This window comes from Vibrio sp. 1F279 (genome assembly GCF_041439815.1).
GTDB classification, from domain to species: Bacteria; Pseudomonadota; Gammaproteobacteria; order Enterobacterales; family Vibrionaceae; genus Vibrio; species Vibrio tasmaniensis_A.
The window spans coordinates 188,587-205,769 of record NZ_JBGOOU010000005.1 but is presented as its reverse complement, the minus strand read 5'-3'; the positions used below and the strand labels follow the sequence as shown (position 1 = coordinate 205,769).

Sequence of the window (17,183 nt, the reverse complement as noted above, 5' to 3'; positions counted from 1 at the left end):
CACTAAGATATAAGACAGGAAGTAATTATAAATCAATGCTTTATTGATTTTATTGTTAATTTATAGACTCATCTAAGCGGAGAAGAGCCCTTCATGTACGGCAAAGTTGGCTCTTAGATATTCAATATTAATAGTGAATCTTACTTAGACTGTTGAGCTTTACTTTTACGGTATTCACTTGGGGTCATTCCCACGACTCTTGAAAACTCACGATTAAAGTTAGACTTGGTCTGAAAACCAGAATTCATGAATATTTGCGTAATAGTATCTTGTGACAAATCCAAGGAGTGCTTGGCATGTTCTATGCGATACCCATTTATGATCTTAGAAATATTCTTTTCGTGTACCTGATTAACTGCAATTGAAATTTGTTTTGCTGGTATGCCTAACTTTCGTGTCAGTTTTGAAAGGGTTAGCTCAGGGTCTAAGTAAAGTCTGTCTTGTCGGATTTTGGAGTCTAACAGAGAAGTGATCTCGTGAGCCCTCTCACTGGTCATTACCTGGGAACTGCTTGTCTCGTCATTGTGACTGATTTGTTTAGATTTTAACTCATCTGAAACAGGCGTATTAATACCCACGACAACTACAGCTATCGATAACACGGGTAGAAGAATCAAATGTGCCGCAGTAATGATGTACAGTGAAAATCCACCTTGATTAAAAGTAAAATCTAACGACATGAGCGTGTCTACACACGCTGAAAATATCAGCATCCATCCCGCAATATTCTCCGCTTTCTTTACTCCTTCCCAATTCCCTAACGAGACATTAATCAGTGCTGTTTCTCTTGACGAAAAGCGAATTAGTGCCACTCCATAGCAAGCGTAAATTAAAGTAAGTAGTACATCTAATGAAAGTGCCAACCAAGGTTGAGATACAGCGCTAATTACGACGAATAATGGCGCAACAAAATGCTTAATAGGCAAGGTGCCTAAATCACGATTGGCATGTGCAAACGCATACCACGCAGCAACAGGAATTATGGAGGCCAGAATAGGTTGCGCGATGCTGAAAATGCTAAATCCAAATGTCCAGCGTAAACCAACCATTGCGGTCGTCATAGCACATAATCCTAAAAACATGCTAGCGACTTTACCCTGCTGGGAAAGCTTGGCATAAAGTGATATCGCTAGTAGTCCAAGTAACATGGAAACAACGAACGGGACGGGTATCGCAAGCATAGCAAGTCCTAGATGGATAAATGAGTTCTCACTTTCAGTGAATATCAAGGATAACTCTATGAAATACAATTGAAAACGCAATATAGACCAAAACAGGTTTAAGAACGACCTAAAACCTGTTTTGAGACGTACACACCACTTGTTCCGAGGCAAAATATCATCATCAGTCAAATATTGAGGTGGCATTTATGAAATACTATTTTTTAGCTTGGAAGCGAAGTTTAGACTTTTCTGGTTGTTCGTCCCGCAAAGAATGTTGGATGTTTCTTTTAGTACACACATTAGTAGCGATGGGATGCATTGCGGCAGATATTGCTATGAATATGACAACATGGTTCGACACGATTTATAGCGTTGTAAGTTTCATCCCTATGCTTTCAGTAATTGTTCGTAGACTGCACGATATCAACAAATCTAGTTATTGGGTACTGGTCTTTTTCATACCGATAGTAGGACCGTTTTGGTTAATATATTTGTTAGCTCAATCGACCAATACTAACTTCGACGTGGAGGCTTCAGCATGAAAAAAGTAGCCATTCTACATTTGTTTTTATCGGTCTTTGTTTCAACATCTAGCTGGGCCGAAACTATATCTCCCACAGGTGGTTTTGGAACTCTGTCTGTCGACAACATGACTCAAGGACAACTCCTTTGGCTTAACGGTCGAATAGGAGATGCAATCTACTCATTTACTCTTCAAGATGGAAAGGAGTGCACTTTAAAGGTACCAGTTGCTGTCGGTCGTATCTCTGAGCCAGATTTTGGTATCAGTGAAACTGAAGGTCTAGCCATCGTCGTTATGAGCCAACGCCTCAATGACGCTCTTCTTCAAGGAAAGCGAATAAATAGTGAAGAATGGCGTTTCACCACTAAAGCGTATGATGAAAATATCGACGGGTTGATTATCAATGGAATTAGCTTTGAGGAGGGCTTCGTTTTAAACTCGAAGCGAAAATGGATTTCTTGGTTTCTAAGAGATGAGCAAAACGTTGTTTGTCATTCATCTAAATCGAGTGACTTAATAGGAGAGCCTTTCTCGAGTCAATGAAGGAAATGGGGTCATTGCCACACATTATTTTTTGTAAATCAAAACTAGCTAATTATCTGTGACGTGTTTGGAAGCGTAACAAACTTCGGGGCATTTCTGAGGTAGAATGTACCACGGGTAAAAATTCAGCCTGTGAAGGTTTTGGACAATTATCATTTGAAGAAAATGCTCTAATCGCTGTTATCACCAAGCGACTTTGTCGTTTTTAAGAGCAAAAACGCCTCACATCTGAGGCGTTTCACAGCTAATATACCCAATCAACTTGAAGATGCAGGCTTGAGAACTTGAAATTATCATTAATTCGAGATGTCAAAGAGCCTGCGATCTCTGGAAGAGTCACAGTAAAAAATTGACCTATTGCCGCCTTGAAATCCCGTTTGCTTTTGAAGTAAACATTGTTCCTCGACTTCTCATTCATTACTTTCCATTTAAGTTATCCGAATTCCGCTTATGCACCTATTAGCATTTTAACTTCCTTGCTTTGTTGATAAGGTATTGACTTGTAATTAAGTAACTGAGAGCCGGCATTGTGTGAGAGTTAAAGGCGGCTGTTAGCCGTCTAATAGCGTTATACGAACTCGAAAAATTCAACATGGAGAGTAAATTGAAAAATTATGAAGTCTATCTGTTCGATATGGACGGAACATTAGTAAATTCAGAGCCTTTAAAGGGTAAAGCACTAGCATTGGCTTGTGCCGATTATGGTTCTCAGGTTGATTACAATATCTATAAAGATGTGATGGGAGAAAGTTGGCAAGTCGTGACTGGTCATTTTTTCGCTAATGCAAAAATTGCCCCTGAGCTGACAGAGTTTAATCGTTATTTTCGCGCCCACTATGAGAAAATGCTAAACGACGAACTCGCACTTAATGCTGGTGCTAAAAAGTACATCGAGTAGCTAAAACAGGCAGGAAAAATCTGTGGTGTTGTTAGTTCGGCAGCAGCATGGATGGTTGAGAATATCTTGGCGTCTTTACAATTGGATACAGCTTTTGATCTAGTCATTACCCAAGAGCATGTAAGCAAGCATAAACCAGATCCAGAAGCTTACAATCTTGCGCTAGCAAATTTAGGTGTATCGCCAGAGCAAACAGTAGTATTTGAGGACTCCACAGCAGGCATTAGCGCAGGTAATTCTAGTGGTTGCGACGTTATTGCAGTCAAACATGAATTTAATGGTAAAAATGACTTAAGTGGCGCATTGAAATCCATTAGTGCATACGATGAGGTGTTCGTATAACAAGTATTTAAGGTTTCAAGATACTTTTTCTAATCTTGTATAAACAATTTAGGGCTATAGGTCTAAATCGTTTTTGTCCAGAACCTTTACAGTTGGCACTTCGTAACTCTGTGACTGATGTATCGTTATACTTTTCTATGAAGTGTTGAATTGCTTGTATTTGGTAATCCCTGCTAACAAGCCTCTCATTATAGGAAGTTACTTGCTGGGATCGTCAGCACCTTACAGCGTGCTTCGATTCACTTGTTTGTTAAGTTGATACTTCAAATATTCAGGTAGAGAGCAAACGCTCCCGAAGGAGCGATTGTAATCATACTAGGTTGAGTCTGTGGTTGGACTCTATTTCATCAAGGAACGATGGTTCGACACCTACGTCTCTTGCTATTTCTCGCCATGTTGTCACGGTGGCATGAACCTCACTTAAAATAGCTTCTGCCTCACCTTGTAGCGATGGAGGTACGACTCCTAGTAAGTCTTGTTTGGTAAAATTGTCTCGCTTACCGTTGATCGACATTTGATGGCTCTCTACCCAAGGCGATCCGGGTTTGTAGCTATATGCTAGATCGAATGCTGGCGCGAGTTCCCACTTGTTCGCACTATTGATAACGAATCCCCAGTTTTTTGTGTGGTCATCGTGGTTACGGGCAATCACGTTAAAGGCCATGCGTCTAAACACTTCAAGTGCTGATAGTCGATCAAGTCTCAGTGAGCGCAATAGGGTGAAGAGTTCTTCATAACTGTAACCGCCAGGTTGTTTGAAATCTGCGTGATCCGTAGCGCATAAAGATTGATAATGCACTTTTTCGTTTCCAACGCGGTCAAATCGTTTTGTCATGAAGTGAGCACGCCCGTTTTCTTTTAATAATTCACAATGTGAGATATCGATACCGGCTTTTTTGGCCATTAAGTAATAGGCATATTCCATTAAGCCAAAGCCCTTAGGATCACCAAATACCTCACTAGTGGAGGAGCGTTCGACAACGCCATCAAACTTTAATAGGAAGTGTTCGAAGCCTTTGGGAGCATTTACCTGACCTGAGCGTATTTGCGTGCGATCTGAGTTGACTGCGATAACAGCTTTAGCTCTAGCACCGCCAGCTGAGGTGCCGACTTGAAGGATTCCAGTTAAGGCCTGCTCCGCTTCCTGCTCATTGATGATGGTTTCATCTAGGTTGTTTCTTTCGTCAAGGACGAGTTGCGCCATTGCCACAAGTGAGTCGAATTTAATTGATTCATCTTGTTTTTTATTCGTGTCAGCTAATGCGGGTGTGTACTCAAGAGCTCCCATACCTCGTGAACCGGTATAGAGCAGTCTTTCCAATGCACTGAAAGATTGTGGGTCTCGGCCCTGGCGTGCAAGCCAGGCATTGATTACGGCATTACCAAAGTCATCGGGTAGAGTATCTGCGAAGGCTGCAGGTAGGCCTTTATAGGTTGGATAATTCAGAGTGGGAAAACTAAACGTGCCAGCCTCAAGAGGGAGTCTTTGTGAAATGGCAAACCCAGTTTTTAGCCACTCATCGAAGTATTCAAAGCTAACGATTCCGGTCGTGGCATCTTCAGCTAGAGCGCCGACATCTTTACCGAATATACTGACTTTTGCTGTGTCGTATTTCTTGCCTACCAATCTAAGTCCTCCTCTTTAGGTTGTTGTGGCGTTGAGGCCGGCTTTACCCTTTGGCGTACTTTCCCTTTCATTTTGAGAAGTTGTACTGGGCTAATTCCAGGGTCTGGTAGGAAAGATTCAATGCCTTCCAATGAATCTAACACTCTGAGTACCTTGATGACGTTTATTAGGGTTGATCTACCCTCTATCATATTTTGGTATGTTGACCGGCTGATTCCGGCCTTTTTAGCTAACTGTGCTTGAGTAAGTGACGAACGGTGATCGAGTCTTCGTCTTTCGATTCGACGACCAAGTTCACTGATCAGTGCTTCATCTGACATTGTGTATATATTCGACTTAATCATAATGACCTAAAATTCAATCGTTAATTTAGTTTAATATAGATTATGACTTAAAAGGCAGTCATTACAAATCAATGATAACAAAAAAAACATCAGAGAATGTAATGCCTTTAAAAGCGGTCATAGTGAGAATTTATAACACATAGTGACCGTAAAAAAAGGCATTAAGAGTTCGCTTGGTGTTTATTATACAAGAAAAAGCCCCGCATGTGAGGCTATTAGTCTTAATCCATTAGGGTGCCGTTTGGTGATTCGTCGTAATAGAGAACTCTGAGTAGCTTGTGCTTCTATCTGACTTAACTTGTTTTCCCGCCCGATAGTTGTGTCCCAACCTTCACATAAGTCGCTTTGTAACGCAGTTATGTCCAAAAATGTGTTAAAGGGTAGTCTCCTACCCTGTTTCAATCAGCGGCCATAAGCCGCTTTTTTAAATCCAGCCTCGCTCAGAAAAAGACACCACACACTCAAATGAAACCACAAAGTGGTCCAGTACTCGGATATCAACCAATGCCAACGCATCCGTCAGTTGACGGGTAATGCGTCGGTCAGCTTGACTTGGGGTGGCGTCGCCACTTGGGTGGTTATGATAGAGAATAACCGCACTCGCGTTCGCGGCCAGCGACGCTTTCACGACTTCACGCGGATAGACCGAAGCGGCATTAACGGTACCGTAGAACATCTCTTTGGTGCGCAACACTCGATGTTGATTATCGAGGAAGATAATCCCAAACACTTCAGACTCACAAGCGGCCAAGGACGTTTGACAGAACGATTTCACCAATTCAGGCGAGGTTAATGGCGTTTGTTCTGAGATAAACAGTTTGGATTTGAGAATGCTTGCGGCCTGGTCAAGGATGCCCTTTTCTTCTGATGTGAATAACGAAACATTTGAGTATTGAACAAGTGCTGACATGGTATTTCCTTTCGGTCTTGGTGAGCGTCTGACTGTCCGTACCCAGTTGCAGGTTCTGCAGCGCAAGGGCGCGCAGCGGCGAAGCCTCCCTTGCGTGAGGGTTCTCAAATGGGACGGTTTAAAGGAAGTCGCGACAACAAGCCAAAAGGACAGCCTAAGCCAATATCTCAACCCAAAGTACGTCGCCCAGGTAGAAATGTCCCTTCCCCACCAAGAGAGCGCCCTGCTGGTTAGTCGACTTGCGCCACTCGATAACCTTGGCTACTTAGGACAAGAGCGAACAGGGCCTTGCTCGTCTAAAAACACGAACCGCTTGAATACCGCAAACTGTTGGAATATCGAAACAAAATTCAGACAGATTGATGATCTGATGAGTATTTGAGCCGTCACGCATCTGCCGACTTTAGTCGTCATACAGACAAGAGAGTAAAGCCTTAGCCGACGTGCGATGCTCAGAGGTTGTTCCTATCGTCCTTTCTGCTTTCTTTGCGTAGCCGTAGTCTTCTCGCATCTGTTTAATGGTGGTAGTCAGGTCACACACTGATACTCACCCCCTTGCCTCGGTTGCCTTGCTCTAGTATTAAGGCGTTGGTATACCAACTCATTCACCAAAATTTCATGAACCTTGACGGCCTTACGGTGGAATCAAAGTCGGTCGAATTCACCCAAATCACGTGCATGGATATGTCAGCGGATACTGTAGAACGCACTTTCATGTGACCCCCTAAGCGCCAAAACGCACATCAAAACAAAACCCTGAGCACTTAAACGTCCCCTCTCCCGTTGTCACAAATCGCAACGCGGGAAACACAGAACCGTAAGTGGTGTAAAGAATGATGTGATCCACTCGCTCGTGAAGAAACCATTCACCAAAGCCAGCACCACTTAATTCGATGAAAAAGTCACGGATTTCATGGAAAGCAAAACGACGCGATCCCAATAGCGGAAACTGCTGCTTGATAGCTTCAACGAACCCTTGGTCTTTTAACGCTGCGATATCAGCCTGCTGCTCTGGCGACTGGCGACGACTGAACATTTTTAAACGCTGGATTTTGGAAACCCAATCAGATTTTCTTTTCGCCTCATCACAACACTTTTTGACTTGAGAGCGCAACTTCAATACCGCCAAAGGACTAGAGACATCATTTTTTGGTGAGCTTTCGTGCCCCAGCGGCGAAACGCTGGTCGATGAATTTGAATTAGAGAGAGTTGGGGTTGAGTTTTGTTGCGCCATGAGAGTTTCCTTACTGTTTGAGTATCACTTTTCGGAGCCGCTTGGCTGTCCGCTCTCTCAACATCGTTCTGCTTTGCAAGGGCGCGCAGCGGCGAAGCCTCCCTTGTAAAGCAGGTTGTGGGGAGAAACGGTTAACAGCCTGCATGCCCGAAAATGATGCGAGTGAAAGAAAATCGGCGCATAAGAAAACAAGCCCTTACACGAACTTATTCGAAGACAGAGAGAACAACGAGGAGGGAACGACAAGGCGCTATGACTCTTAGGACAATAACGGGGTTCAAACAAAGCCTAGCCGCAGGGGAACCAAGGCAACGATAAGAGTCATGATTAAAGACACGTTTAAAGTGTTAGTCTTTACAAGGAGAGAAGGCCCAGAACAGGTAATAAGACGCTTCAAGTGTCATGTTCAACCGTGCTAGAAGTTAAGTCCAAACTAAGGCTCTATGAAATGTCTTAAATAGATACAGAGCCTTAAAAGCAAATGTGTATTACATAGGTAATACATATTCAATTCATTTTATTAATCAACTCAACGAGCTCTTCATCATCTATCTTGTCTCGATATAAAGCCAAAGCTCGGTACAGTTTCGCTGCAGACACATTTCTCTCTGTCTGCTCTTGCAGATTTGCTACCCAATCGGTTATCCGTTCTTTATCAGTAAGTGACATTCTAAGAGTCAGAGGAGGCACCATATAAGATGTCGTCACTTTCTTTTTGACAGTCGTAATTCCAGTCGACTTACTTGAACCTTCGTTCTTGTCAGTAGAGATAGCTGTTATAGCTCCTCGTTTTTTCAACTTACTCATATGTATTACCTATGTATTACATCAAATTCAAAAGAAACGCAGCCAGTTTTCGGTAATCGTTATTAACAAGAGAGCCCGATTTATAAAAGCGCACAGGAGAGGAAACGGCATTAGCTTGTCCGACATGCTCAGAACGACGGACAGATACTGGTAGCAATTTATCTTGTACTACCTCCAATTCCTCATCAATGAACTCATTAATAATAGTGTTTCTTGAGTCGACCTCGTTCCTCAGGATCAGATAATTGCCTTCATCCTCCTTAATTTCATAGACAGCTTCGAGTAAAGAGCTAATGCCGTCTAATGAAAATGCACCTGAATCTACAGGGATCAAGATAAGGTCCGAAGCCTGGATTGCGTTAAGAGTCGTTAGGGATAAGTTTGGTGGAGTATCAAGAAGAATGAAATCATAGGTATCACCTAACTTCGCTAATTGCTTTTCTAAAATTCGTTCACGATTAATCTTTGTCAGTGATGTTTCGATGACACGTGATAACTGAACATCAGCGGGAACGACATAGAGGTTTTCAATAGAGTTCCCATTAATCTGTGCAGGTTGAATTAAATCGACAATGGACACAACTTTAGGCTTATCAAACAAAGCAGCCACCGTCTCTTCAAACTTAAAATCACGTTGTCCGGTTAACGTTTTAGAGCAGTTCCCTTGAGGATCGAGGTCAATAACTAACACTTTTCGTTTTCGTGCAAGCTCAGCCCCTAAATTGACAAGAGTCGTGGTTTTTCCAACGCCACCTTTTTGGTTCGCCGCGCTGATGATCTTAGTTTTCATAATAAACATCTCATGTATTACATGTGTAATACACAATATAAAACAAAAAGCACACTGTCAATGTATTACATATGTAATACACTTTTTCTATCAACACTTAAAGTTATTCCCCCGTTACCAGTCGATGATGTCAAGACACTAAAAATCCTAAAGAAAGTGACACCAGCCGCGAGATCACTATCCGTATGAATCAAGTTATTAGGCTCCTCACCAACCAAAACTTCTTGGTTAAGTTAATCCCAACACTAGAATCAAAGTCAGTTCTGAAATTGAAAATATTGTGACTACGACGGGGGACACTGTTTAAGCATGAATCGGATTCATCAAGTCCCGACGCGCCATCGATATTTGGAGCTATCTGACTCACACCAGAAAGACGCGAATTTAAACCCAAAGAATGGCTAAGTTTTGCCTACTGGCGTGATGAGCAGCGCCAACCAACTGGTTGAACGCCACGACAAGATTGAGTCACCCACTGGGCAAAGTCATGGAAGTGAAATCCCACTGTTCATTGCGGCTGTTTGTAGAAAGGTGTTCCCAAAAGAAAATACCCATAATGAATGAGAAGCCCATTTAGTCTTCTACTCTTAACACGACATCGCCCTGCTCTAATAACTCGCCCATCGCTTGTTGGTAAGCTTCTTCGACGATGGTTTGTTCCCAAATATGCTCGTATTCGGGTAAGACTTGTTGTCTAGAGATGGTCGACACCCTGAAGCTTAATGCGCCCTCGATACGATGTCGTCGGCTGGTGATCAGTTTAACCTCCGTCCATGAAAGTACTGGTTTGGCGAGGCGCCTAGATTGGCGTTCCTTTTTCTTTTTCGCCATACTCGAGTCTTAACGGATGTAGACCATCAGCTTATCAGAGGTGGCACAGACGCTTGACTGTTTGCTCATACAAAAATCAACATAAACCTTGCTCCGCGCGCATCACAAACAAGATGTACACCTTGTCCCCGTCTTGCTTGCAAAAAACACGACAAGGGTTGACCACAACTTCTCGGTAATTGAGGTGTTCAACTTTGTCAAAAATATTTTGAATCATCTGCTTGGCCGCAACCAGATATTCAAGGGCAATGTATTTCGCGATATCCTTGAGGTCCGAGCACGCGGCTCACTCCAAATCACTTCAGCCATTTTGACATCTTGTCCTTAGCTTCATCCTGCCTCAAGGACTTGCCTTGTGAAATGGCGCGCTCACCACATGCGATCCCTTCAAGGATAACCAAACGGTTTTGCATAAAATGATAGTCGTCCACATCAACCAAATACGCAGAAGGTTTACCGTGTTCGGTGATTAGCACAGGTTCTTTGGTGTCATGTAAGTCCGCTAGGATTTGGGACGCTTGACGCTTGAGGGAAGTAACGAGCTCGACTTTCATAAGAGTAACTCCAAAATAAGAGTAATAAAGTGATACTGTCATATCACTTTCAAGGTGCCAGGTTTAGCGCAGAGATATTGAGCGTTAAGAATCACTCTTAAGTCATGCTTCTTATGAGTAGGAAACTCACTCAACAACACACAAACAGCAAATGGCGTCACTTTGGTTTCGGCCTTAGAGCCTTGCTATTCTTGTGATAAGATACCCTCACCAGAAAATAATCGATGTGAACAATGTCAGAACATTCATACCACCAACTTCTTAAGTCGACCTTCGAAAACACTCTTCTTCACCTTTACTTCAAAGTAAAAATTTCCAGTCACTTTGTTAAAGAAGAGCAACGAAACAAGATCATCATTGACTTCTTAAAGCCAAAAATCAAACAAGCTCGATATAGCCTTATCAAGAAAAAGCTTAAAACTGTTTGTTTGATGAAGAGTAAGTTTGGCTCAATCGAAAAACACTTAGAAAGCGTTTTATCTCAATATTCAGCGATAGAGAGCAAAAACGACGTTGATAAGCTTTATGCCTTGTTAGAACGCTTTGAGAAGAGCGGATTAGAAACAAAACTTATTGAAGAGACCCCTAAGCAGGAAATGGACGTTGTTTATATCGACAGAGCACATATTGATCATTGCTTCGATAATGAAAACCGTCAGATTGCACCCATTTCGCTGTTTATACATACGAATGAATTAGACAGATTCACTAAGAGCTTAGCAACCCAACCTTATTTCACATATGAGTTGTGCCAAGCAAGTGAAGAGTTGAATAACTATCATTACAAAGTCCACCCAATTAGCTAACCATACTGCTTATCACACACTGTTTAGCCTTAACTGGTCCAAGACTCTTGTGAGTGCTTACCTGTACTTTTCCATCAATTGTCTATCCTGTACCTTAGTAATTGTCCCACAGCTATATGAAGCGCCAACTAACACAACCAAATCTAAAACGTTGGGCACTTCCAGCCCAAATCAAGATGTGTTGTACGCGATTTACCAAGCGGTACTACCGTCCTTTTTTCATCACAATCAAGGCCAATCTTTTGCTCTTCTAGCAGTAAGCTGATCAGATATAAGCCTAACGCTGAATGATCTTGGCCATTCGTCTTCACCGCTACGGCTTCAACAATGAATTCAATTCCTGTTGACAGTGTCTCTTTATCTTTAAAAGACATAACTCCTCCCTTAAGTTACTGTGTAAATATACAGCAATATGGAGCGAGTGAATCCATATTTAAACAAATTGAGACATCAATCACATTGAACAGGGTCATGTCGACTCACCCTTAGAACACATTTCATTTCTTTAAAAAGGAGCTCGCGGACAAAAAGTAAGGGAGAAGATGATTGGATGTCCAATAAATGCAACCTAGTCTTTACTCCATAATTGAATTTACTAAGAGACCTCGTTTTGACTCGATAGTTACTTGTTATTATTCAACTCAAGGAAAAGCCGACTCAAGCACCGCCTTCTTTTTCCCTACTTCATACTCCGCCCTGTCTAACGTTATAGGGGCAGATATCTGATGAACAGCATAATTACCACGAGGCTCTGGCCCATTTCGCCTACTTTCGGATAAAGCAGACTTGACCCATTCAAACAGATAGACGTAACGACTGACGGTCTGGCGACACAAGTTCGCATTACGCGCCACCAAACCAATCGTGAGCTCCTGATTTTTGCGTAACAGAAACAGACAGGCGCGGATAATTCGGCGAGTGGTCTTCGTCCGACGAAGGTTATGAGTTCTTCTGGCCGCTCTACGCTGCCTTTCCTGTAAACTTAATCCACTATCCAACCTCATCACACCTCGCTGGCAATCTGACCGAGCACAATATTTATCCCAGGTCCAACGAGAGACGCTTTTTACCACCGCTAATACCTCACTGCATGGCAAAGACGGCTTACCCACCAAATTGGCATTATTGACATGTGCAAAGCTCTCTACACGGCATTTAAAATTCGTATAGCTGCCCTTTTCCCTTTCTTCGTCGACGATGTCATAAGCGAACCGGCGGGTACGTTCAAACAAAGTACAATTCCGGGAATAAGAAACGTCACGCTCTTGACGAAGCCACGGCCGCGTACTCTCCAGTTCAAGCGAATCCGCTAACTCGTTAAGTTCATAGACACTGCGGTGAAGTTCGGTTGTTTGCCACCAAGGATGAAAGGGCGTTTTGGCAACAGGCCCTGAATAACTCAAGTCCGCCTCCAGTCGCAAGGCTAACGCGCGATAAATGGCTTTGAGGTACTGAATGGGTTTGGAGCGAGCCTGATCGCTGGTACAGACAGGTACAATGGCATAAAAAAGGTGGGCTTTATTACTGGTACGGTTTCGGACAATCATATTGGGGGGCGGCAACCCTTCATCTTGCCAAATGTAGGGATTGGGGAAAGCTCGGTGTTCATGATCAAGATCGAAAACCATCCACGCCTGCATCTCTTTTCGATTGACCTGCATATACGGCCATCTGACGGCGTAGTTTCGAGGCCGAATTAGCATCGCAGTTTTGTTGTCACTGCACCTCGACAAATAAGGCGCTTCCTCAAGCAGCCGGCTCAAACACGACATAGACGAAGACGCAGCGTATTCAGAATGAGCCGTCATCGGCTCGCCCTCACCGTCCGTTGTCCACGTTGACTTCCAGACTCACTCTGGATAAACACCCTTTCCAAGGCCTCGTACGTTACGACCGAGTTGACGCTCTTAGTGGCGCCCAATAAGCCTGTCGAACCTGATGAATCCTTTCCATTCAGGCGTTCAATTGCTAAGTGTTCGTCATTTCCCCTCACCCCGCTTTTCACATGACAGCGGAATGCATCACGCCATTGGTCTTCGCTCACTACCGCTAGATAGAAGACCGCTTCTTGGCTTGTTTGAAGCACCTTACCGCCTATGACCGCCCACTCATGATTATTCATCACGTTTTCCTTGGCTAACAGGCTCTCCTTTGGGAGCAGCCAATGACGTTATTCAGGCTAAGGGCAACGCGTTAAAGCCAACGCTGTCTGACTCTTTGCATTCGCTTTTCAAGACCGAATAAACGAATTCGCAGCCGTACTTGTTCAAACACCCGATTCGAATGCCTTAATTGATACGTTAACCTCATCCACTCAACCAATAATGGCGAAAGTTGACGGTTACATAACTCGCGTCGGATGCGCCTGATATAGCGAAGGCCTCTTCGCTTATCTTCCTCTGTTAATCCATGACCAGACCTTTCAGAAGATGGCTTATGATCCGGAGCAATGAGCATCACCCCTCCGAATGAATACTTGAAACTGATATACCACTAGCGCCCACCTTTCCGCCCTATCGCTTTGAGCAGACCAACACCTTGATTCAGTTTTTCCAAACTATTGAGGAGCAAAACCTGACCGCTGATATTCGCGTGTACGGTCTGAACAATCTCGTATTTCTGTGCCCGAGTAAGCCTAGGCTTTCCTGCATACTCCAAAGCCATTCGAGACAACTCACCCGAATGGGTCGAGCTCTCTAGTGCGCACAAAACAAAGGCATCATCCGTAGTGTTGGGCGGTATATAAGCGGTGACCACCCCAAGTCCAAGAAGTAAGCTGTTTACAATAATGTGATTACCGCTCACTTTGGCGAGAGTGATGGCTTCAACACAACTCAGGACATGAGGCTGATCAGGATTAAGTTTATTCCGCAGCATGGTCGGACTCATCCCTATGACCTCTGCCAGCCTAGCCATATTCTCTGACCTAGCGAACCCGCAACACGCCTCATTAAAGGCTCCTTGTTTTGTGCGAGAAAATTCGCCTATTGAGTCAATTCCATTCATAACCAATACTCAATTGAAGAAAAGTGAAAAAAGAAGCCCAACCAAGAACATTGAACCCCAACGGGCAACGCTCTTTGGTCGAAATAAGGGAAGATAAACGCATGAGCGACTAACCCATTCTCTCCATCGTTTCACGAGTTGCCATTTCTAACAGCATGACCATATTGATTAGCGGGGTTTCTTTACCTTTTGCTTTAGTTTTAATAGGTAAGCGACCATCAGCTACCCAATCCATGATGGTGCGTTTCGGCATTCCGGAGAACTGAGAGTATTGGTCGTACGTCATGAAAGGCGTATTTAGGACTACTTGATATGAGAGCATAGTGATATCCTATTCTGTTATTGAATGTTTAATTTCGGAATGACGAGTTGCACCCCACCATTTCGAACTCAATTGCGATTATTGATCACATATGAATAACAAGCAACTTAAAATAGGCCAAATATCGTATTTGGGAGGTAGAGATATTATCAAGAAGTTGATAGATATCACGAATTCAGACCGCCAACAGGACGTAGCAGACGTATTTGGCATCCCAAAATCAACAATCGCGACTTGGCGACAGAGAAACCTTACTCCCTTTGAAATTGCAGTAAGGACTCATTTGAGCACTGGAGTCTCACTTGAATGGTTACTTCTAGATAAAGGCGAACCGTACCCTAAAACACCAACCCAAAAGCATATTAATAAGAAGAACGAATCGAAAACTCTTTTCGATATCGACTGTTTCTCTATTGACGACGGTAAATTGGTTGGGAAAGGGATACTTGCATTCGATAAAGCTCTTCTAGACGAGTTAGGTGTAAGTAATGTAATAGCAATCAAAGATGGAACTACTACGTTCCTTATAAATAAAGAATCTCACCATGCAGTAAGCGGTACATACCTAGTTGATATGGACGGCCTACTCTCGCTAAACGACATCCAGCGCTTACCAGGCAAAAAACTAGCAATCAGCTTTAACGGTTCGACTCTAACCGTCGAAGAAGATGAAGTAAGGGTTGTAGGTAGAGTTGCGTTAGTGATGGAAAAGCGTTAACTGTTACACTCATCTGTTTGAGAGCACTGCAGTTAATTTGATTAATAGCGTCACCGATACTTAACGAGCCTATTATCACCCTACCCTCGTGAGAAGTTGCACTTGCAAACTAAAAAAGGCTGCCTTATGGCAGCCTTCTTCTTTGGCTCAATGTTGATCGTTGTGCAATCTCTAAGTAGTCCTGAAACATTTTTGGACACTTTCGAGCTAGAAAGTGCCACGTGTAAAAATTCGGCCTATAAAGACTTTGGACAGAAATGGCTTAGAGTTGATGCTCCAAGCCATGCAGTTCGGATAAGCTGAGTTTGGTCAAAATCTAGCTCACAAAAGCCCATCCATACTATAAAAGAAGAAATAGTTATACCTTTACGAAATGCAGCATCGTTTGTATTTTTTTCCACTTCCACAAGGACAAGGTTGATTTCTCCCTATTTTTTCTTGCGCTGTTTTACGCTGAGAACCAAAAGAAAGCTGATCAAGATTTTTTACACGATGCCGAGCTAAATTTATCGACGGTTACAGATGGGGAAGTACTCCCAAATTTACTTAAACAAACACGTCGAAGTATCCTTGAGGTGTCTGGTGATGGCGCTTACGACACGAGAGCGTGTCACGCTGCTATTAAGATTAAGCGAGCCGTTGCGCTTATTCCCCCAAGATAAGGGGGCAGCCTTCTGGGAGCGTGGTCACCCCCGAAATCTCGCCGTGGGTTGCCAGAAGTTATACGGCTCAAATAAGTATTGGAAATAGCGGTATGGGTACCACAGACGTTCACTCTCAGAAACAGCGATGTATCGAGTCAAGCAGCGGCTTGGTGGTCGTATAAGTTTAAGAAATTACAATGCACAGGAGGGTGAAACTTACGCGATGATAAAAGCGTTAAACAAGCTTACTGGGCTAGGTATGCCTGAAACTTGTCGTATTGACTAAGAAACACACGAAACGGGCGGCTCTGTCTCTAAACTGAATTACGCAACAAAGCCTCTCTGCATGTCCAAATTACTCTGTTCTAGCCACTTCTTTGTAAAACACAGTAGCCTTTAAATCGGATGTTGTCATATTTCCCTCTATCTACATAACGCTTGTTATCGGGAAAAGTGCGCATCATTAATTCCATTTATCAAGATCAAGAAATACAGAAACGTCGACTGACTATATAGTTCATAACAGCTAACCTGAGCGTTTGAGGATCTATGCATCCGTGTCAGTATTTCTCAAAGTTATTGTTTTAACAGCACTTATCATCTTATTCATGTATAATGTAATTACTTTAAATTTGTTGATTTTCGGGATTTATATGTTTAGAAGGAATCTTATGGGTTATTGGGACTGTTGCTGGTTGCTCAAACGTTTCGGAAAGTGATGCTCGTTATCTTGATACTTATAGCTTGTGTTACGAAGTTGGTAATAGCGCGCCCGCATACCGCTCTGCAACGTTGGAAGTCGTATCTAAGGAATTAGCTCGTAGAGGTTTAGATATGTCTGATGAGGAATGTAAGAAAGGAACTATTGATTCTCGCCAAGCACGTGTAATACGAAAAGCACAACAGCGAGATGAAGATGCTCAACTAGAGGCTGCATGTATAGCTTCAGGCGGAACTTGGTATATATCCTTTTGTAAAAAAGAGCCCGTTAAAATCGATGTAAATGTATATTAACTCAGATATTGCAAACACAGATGAATAGAATGTGTATGACCATTTACTCTTAGTGATTATGGGGCACTTCTACGTTACGAAGTGCCAACTGTGAAGTGTGATCACCA

21 protein-coding genes and 4 pseudogenes are annotated in these 17,183 nt (G+C 43.0%); 8 read left to right on the top strand and 17 right to left on the bottom strand.

The annotated features are described in order from the left end of the window. Positions 1-140: 140 nt before the first annotated feature. Positions 141-1,181, bottom strand: coding sequence for an AraC family transcriptional regulator (locus tag ACED60_RS06385; protein ID WP_102579818.1), 1,041 nt, complete (start codon positions 1,179-1,181; stop codon positions 141-143). 188 nt (positions 1,182-1,369) lie between these two features. On the opposite strand from ACED60_RS06385, the gene ACED60_RS06380 reads away from it, so the two are divergent. After that, positions 1,370-1,705, top strand: a complete 336-nt coding sequence (locus ACED60_RS06380; RefSeq protein ID WP_029189200.1) for a DUF805 domain-containing protein — start codon at positions 1,370-1,372, stop codon at positions 1,703-1,705. Further along, on the top strand, positions 1,702-2,229 hold the full coding sequence (locus ACED60_RS06375) for a hypothetical protein (protein ID WP_016769326.1): 528 nt from the start codon (positions 1,702-1,704) through the stop codon (positions 2,227-2,229). Before ACED60_RS06380 ends, ACED60_RS06375 begins: the two co-directional genes overlap by 4 nt. Positions 2,230-2,486: 257 nt before the next feature. Here ACED60_RS06375 and ACED60_RS06370 read toward each other — a convergent pair. Then, a pseudogene (locus ACED60_RS06370) lies at positions 2,487-2,656 on the bottom strand (IS630 family transposase); the annotation flags it as partial. 165 nt (positions 2,657-2,821) lie between these two features. Here ACED60_RS06370 and ACED60_RS06365 point away from each other — a divergent pair. After that, a pseudogene (locus ACED60_RS06365) lies at positions 2,822-3,469 on the top strand (HAD family hydrolase). A gap of 310 nt (positions 3,470-3,779) precedes the next feature. On the opposite strand, the gene ACED60_RS06360 reads toward ACED60_RS06365, so the two are convergent. The 3 genes from ACED60_RS06360 to radC all read right to left on the bottom strand — a co-directional run bounded on the left by ACED60_RS06360 (position 3,780) and on the right by radC (position 6,350). After that, positions 3,780-5,096 (bottom strand): type II toxin-antitoxin system HipA family toxin, encoded by a 1,317-nt coding sequence (locus ACED60_RS06360; protein ID WP_102537271.1) that lies wholly within the window; start codon positions 5,094-5,096, stop codon positions 3,780-3,782. Then, a complete protein-coding gene (locus ACED60_RS06355) occupies positions 5,090-5,440 on the bottom strand; it encodes a helix-turn-helix transcriptional regulator (protein ID WP_017082657.1) in 351 nt (116 codons plus the stop codon). Before ACED60_RS06355 ends, ACED60_RS06360 begins: the two co-directional genes overlap by 7 nt. Positions 5,441-5,864: 424 nt before the next feature. Then, positions 5,865-6,350, bottom strand: coding sequence for a DNA repair protein RadC (radC, locus tag ACED60_RS06350; protein WP_102257500.1), 486 nt, complete (start codon positions 6,348-6,350; stop codon positions 5,865-5,867). Positions 6,351-6,458: 108 nt separating this feature from the next. Here radC and ACED60_RS06345 point away from each other — a divergent pair, with 108 nt between their 5' ends. Continuing rightward, the gene (locus tag ACED60_RS06345; RefSeq protein ID WP_269461136.1) at positions 6,459-6,584 is read left to right on the top strand and encodes a hypothetical protein; all 126 of its coding nucleotides are present in this window, start codon (positions 6,459-6,461) and stop codon (positions 6,582-6,584) included. 169 nt (positions 6,585-6,753) lie between these two features. Here ACED60_RS06345 and ACED60_RS06340 read toward each other — a convergent pair whose 3' ends face one another. From ACED60_RS06340 to ACED60_RS06310, 7 genes and pseudogenes are all read right to left on the bottom strand, one after another. Beyond that, a complete protein-coding gene (locus ACED60_RS06340; RefSeq protein WP_230851898.1) occupies positions 6,754-6,891 on the bottom strand; it encodes a hypothetical protein in 138 nt (45 codons plus the stop codon). Between the two features lie 183 nt (positions 6,892-7,074). Continuing rightward, positions 7,075-7,584 carry a hypothetical protein gene (locus tag ACED60_RS06335; RefSeq protein WP_371727162.1) on the bottom strand — a complete coding sequence of 170 codons (510 nt, stop codon included), beginning with the start codon at positions 7,582-7,584 and terminating at the stop codon, positions 7,075-7,077. A 507-nt stretch (positions 7,585-8,091) separates the two neighbouring features. Then, positions 8,092-8,391, bottom strand: coding sequence for a hypothetical protein (locus tag ACED60_RS06330; RefSeq protein ID WP_016799982.1), 300 nt, complete (start codon positions 8,389-8,391; stop codon positions 8,092-8,094). Between the two features lie 16 nt (positions 8,392-8,407). Then, a complete protein-coding gene (locus ACED60_RS06325; protein WP_016799981.1) occupies positions 8,408-9,181 on the bottom strand; it encodes a ParA family protein in 774 nt (257 codons plus the stop codon). Between the two features lie 573 nt (positions 9,182-9,754). Further along, positions 9,755-10,012: a hypothetical protein gene (locus ACED60_RS06320; protein WP_102560855.1), complete on the bottom strand. Its 258-nt coding sequence runs from the start codon at positions 10,010-10,012 to the stop codon at positions 9,755-9,757. 76 nt (positions 10,013-10,088) lie between these two features. After that, positions 10,089-10,321: pseudogene (locus ACED60_RS06315) on the bottom strand (type II toxin-antitoxin system RelE/ParE family toxin). After that, positions 10,309-10,566 carry a type II toxin-antitoxin system Phd/YefM family antitoxin gene (locus ACED60_RS06310; RefSeq protein ID WP_102560853.1) on the bottom strand — a complete coding sequence of 86 codons (258 nt, stop codon included), beginning with the start codon at positions 10,564-10,566 and terminating at the stop codon, positions 10,309-10,311. The pseudogene ACED60_RS06315 and the gene ACED60_RS06310 overlap by 13 nt, the downstream one beginning before the upstream one ends. 233 nt (positions 10,567-10,799) lie before the next feature. On the opposite strand from ACED60_RS06310, the gene ACED60_RS06305 reads away from it, so the two are divergent. Beyond that, positions 10,800-11,372, top strand: a complete 573-nt coding sequence (locus ACED60_RS06305) for a DUF2913 family protein (RefSeq protein WP_017091827.1) — start codon at positions 10,800-10,802, stop codon at positions 11,370-11,372. A gap of 143 nt (positions 11,373-11,515) precedes the next feature. Here ACED60_RS06305 and ACED60_RS06300 read toward each other — a convergent pair whose 3' ends face one another. From ACED60_RS06300 to ACED60_RS06285, 4 genes are all read right to left on the bottom strand, one after another. Then, positions 11,516-11,746, bottom strand: a complete 231-nt coding sequence (locus ACED60_RS06300) for a hypothetical protein (protein WP_371727161.1) — start codon at positions 11,744-11,746, stop codon at positions 11,516-11,518. 267 nt (positions 11,747-12,013) lie between these two features. Then, positions 12,014-13,180 carry a replication initiation protein gene (locus tag ACED60_RS06295; protein ID WP_371727160.1) on the bottom strand — a complete coding sequence of 389 codons (1,167 nt, stop codon included), beginning with the start codon at positions 13,178-13,180 and terminating at the stop codon, positions 12,014-12,016. Positions 13,181-13,865: 685 nt separating this feature from the next. Continuing rightward, positions 13,866-14,288 carry a phage regulatory CII family protein gene (locus ACED60_RS06290; protein ID WP_318276423.1) on the bottom strand — a complete coding sequence of 141 codons (423 nt, stop codon included), beginning with the start codon at positions 14,286-14,288 and terminating at the stop codon, positions 13,866-13,868. A 199-nt stretch (positions 14,289-14,487) separates the two neighbouring features. Beyond that, positions 14,488-14,700 (bottom strand): hypothetical protein, encoded by a 213-nt coding sequence (locus ACED60_RS06285; protein ID WP_102503212.1) that lies wholly within the window; start codon positions 14,698-14,700, stop codon positions 14,488-14,490. Between the two features lie 91 nt (positions 14,701-14,791). Here ACED60_RS06285 and ACED60_RS06280 point away from each other — a divergent pair, with 91 nt between their 5' ends. Beyond that, positions 14,792-15,418 (top strand): phage repressor protein CI, encoded by a 627-nt coding sequence (locus tag ACED60_RS06280; protein ID WP_102503213.1) that lies wholly within the window; start codon positions 14,792-14,794, stop codon positions 15,416-15,418. A 366-nt stretch (positions 15,419-15,784) separates the two neighbouring features. Here ACED60_RS06280 and ACED60_RS06275 read toward each other — a convergent pair whose 3' ends face one another. Beyond that, entirely contained in the window at positions 15,785-15,850 is a 66-nt protein-coding gene (locus ACED60_RS06275) for an SEC-C metal-binding domain-containing protein (RefSeq protein ID WP_371727166.1), read from the bottom strand. A 62-nt stretch (positions 15,851-15,912) separates the two neighbouring features. On the opposite strand from ACED60_RS06275, the pseudogene ACED60_RS06270 reads away from it, so the two are divergent. Together ACED60_RS06270 and ACED60_RS06265 are read left to right on the top strand one after the other, a co-directional pair. Continuing rightward, a pseudogene (locus tag ACED60_RS06270) lies at positions 15,913-16,348 on the top strand (IS5 family transposase); the annotation flags it as partial. A gap of 548 nt (positions 16,349-16,896) precedes the next feature. After that, entirely contained in the window at positions 16,897-17,076 is a 180-nt protein-coding gene (locus tag ACED60_RS06265; RefSeq protein WP_371727159.1) for a hypothetical protein, read from the top strand. Positions 17,077-17,183: the final 107 nt, after the last annotated feature.

Excerpts from the sequence above, each read along its gene's own strand:
- ACED60_RS06335 (WP_371727162.1), bottom strand. The coding sequence starts at position 7,584 with ATGGCGCAACAAAACTCAACCCCAACTCTCTCTAATTCAAATTCATCG.
- ACED60_RS06305 (WP_017091827.1), top strand. The coding sequence starts at position 10,800 with ATGTCAGAACATTCATACCACCAACTTCTTAAGTCGACCTTCGAAAAC.
- ACED60_RS06385 (WP_102579818.1), bottom strand. The coding sequence starts at position 1,181 with ATGCTTGCGATACCCGTCCCGTTCGTTGTTTCCATGTTACTTGGACTA.
- ACED60_RS06320 (WP_102560855.1), bottom strand. The coding sequence starts at position 10,012 with ATGGCGAAAAAGAAAAAGGAACGCCAATCTAGGCGCCTCGCCAAACCA.
- ACED60_RS06285 (WP_102503212.1), bottom strand. The coding sequence starts at position 14,700 with ATGCTCTCATATCAAGTAGTCCTAAATACGCCTTTCATGACGTACGAC.
- ACED60_RS06300 (WP_371727161.1), bottom strand. The coding sequence starts at position 11,746 with ATGTCTTTTAAAGATAAAGAGACACTGTCAACAGGAATTGAATTCATT.
- ACED60_RS06295 (WP_371727160.1), bottom strand. The coding sequence starts at position 13,180 with ATGACGGCTCATTCTGAATACGCTGCGTCTTCGTCTATGTCGTGTTTG.
- ACED60_RS06310 (WP_102560853.1), bottom strand. The coding sequence starts at position 10,566 with ATGAAAGTCGAGCTCGTTACTTCCCTCAAGCGTCAAGCGTCCCAAATC.
- ACED60_RS06290 (WP_318276423.1), bottom strand. The coding sequence starts at position 14,288 with ATGGCTAGGCTGGCAGAGGTCATAGGGATGAGTCCGACCATGCTGCGG.
- ACED60_RS06380 (WP_029189200.1), top strand. The coding sequence starts at position 1,370 with ATGAAATACTATTTTTTAGCTTGGAAGCGAAGTTTAGACTTTTCTGGT.
- ACED60_RS06265 (WP_371727159.1), top strand. The coding sequence starts at position 16,897 with ATGTCTGATGAGGAATGTAAGAAAGGAACTATTGATTCTCGCCAAGCA.
- ACED60_RS06375 (WP_016769326.1), top strand. The coding sequence starts at position 1,702 with ATGAAAAAAGTAGCCATTCTACATTTGTTTTTATCGGTCTTTGTTTCA.
- ACED60_RS06330 (WP_016799982.1), bottom strand. The coding sequence starts at position 8,391 with ATGAGTAAGTTGAAAAAACGAGGAGCTATAACAGCTATCTCTACTGAC.
- ACED60_RS06345 (WP_269461136.1), top strand. The coding sequence starts at position 6,459 with ATGGGACGGTTTAAAGGAAGTCGCGACAACAAGCCAAAAGGACAGCCT.
- ACED60_RS06280 (WP_102503213.1), top strand. The coding sequence starts at position 14,792 with ATGAATAACAAGCAACTTAAAATAGGCCAAATATCGTATTTGGGAGGT.
- radC (WP_102257500.1), bottom strand. The coding sequence starts at position 6,350 with ATGTCAGCACTTGTTCAATACTCAAATGTTTCGTTATTCACATCAGAA.
- ACED60_RS06325 (WP_016799981.1), bottom strand. The coding sequence starts at position 9,181 with ATGAAAACTAAGATCATCAGCGCGGCGAACCAAAAAGGTGGCGTTGGA.
- ACED60_RS06355 (WP_017082657.1), bottom strand. The coding sequence starts at position 5,440 with ATGATTAAGTCGAATATATACACAATGTCAGATGAAGCACTGATCAGT.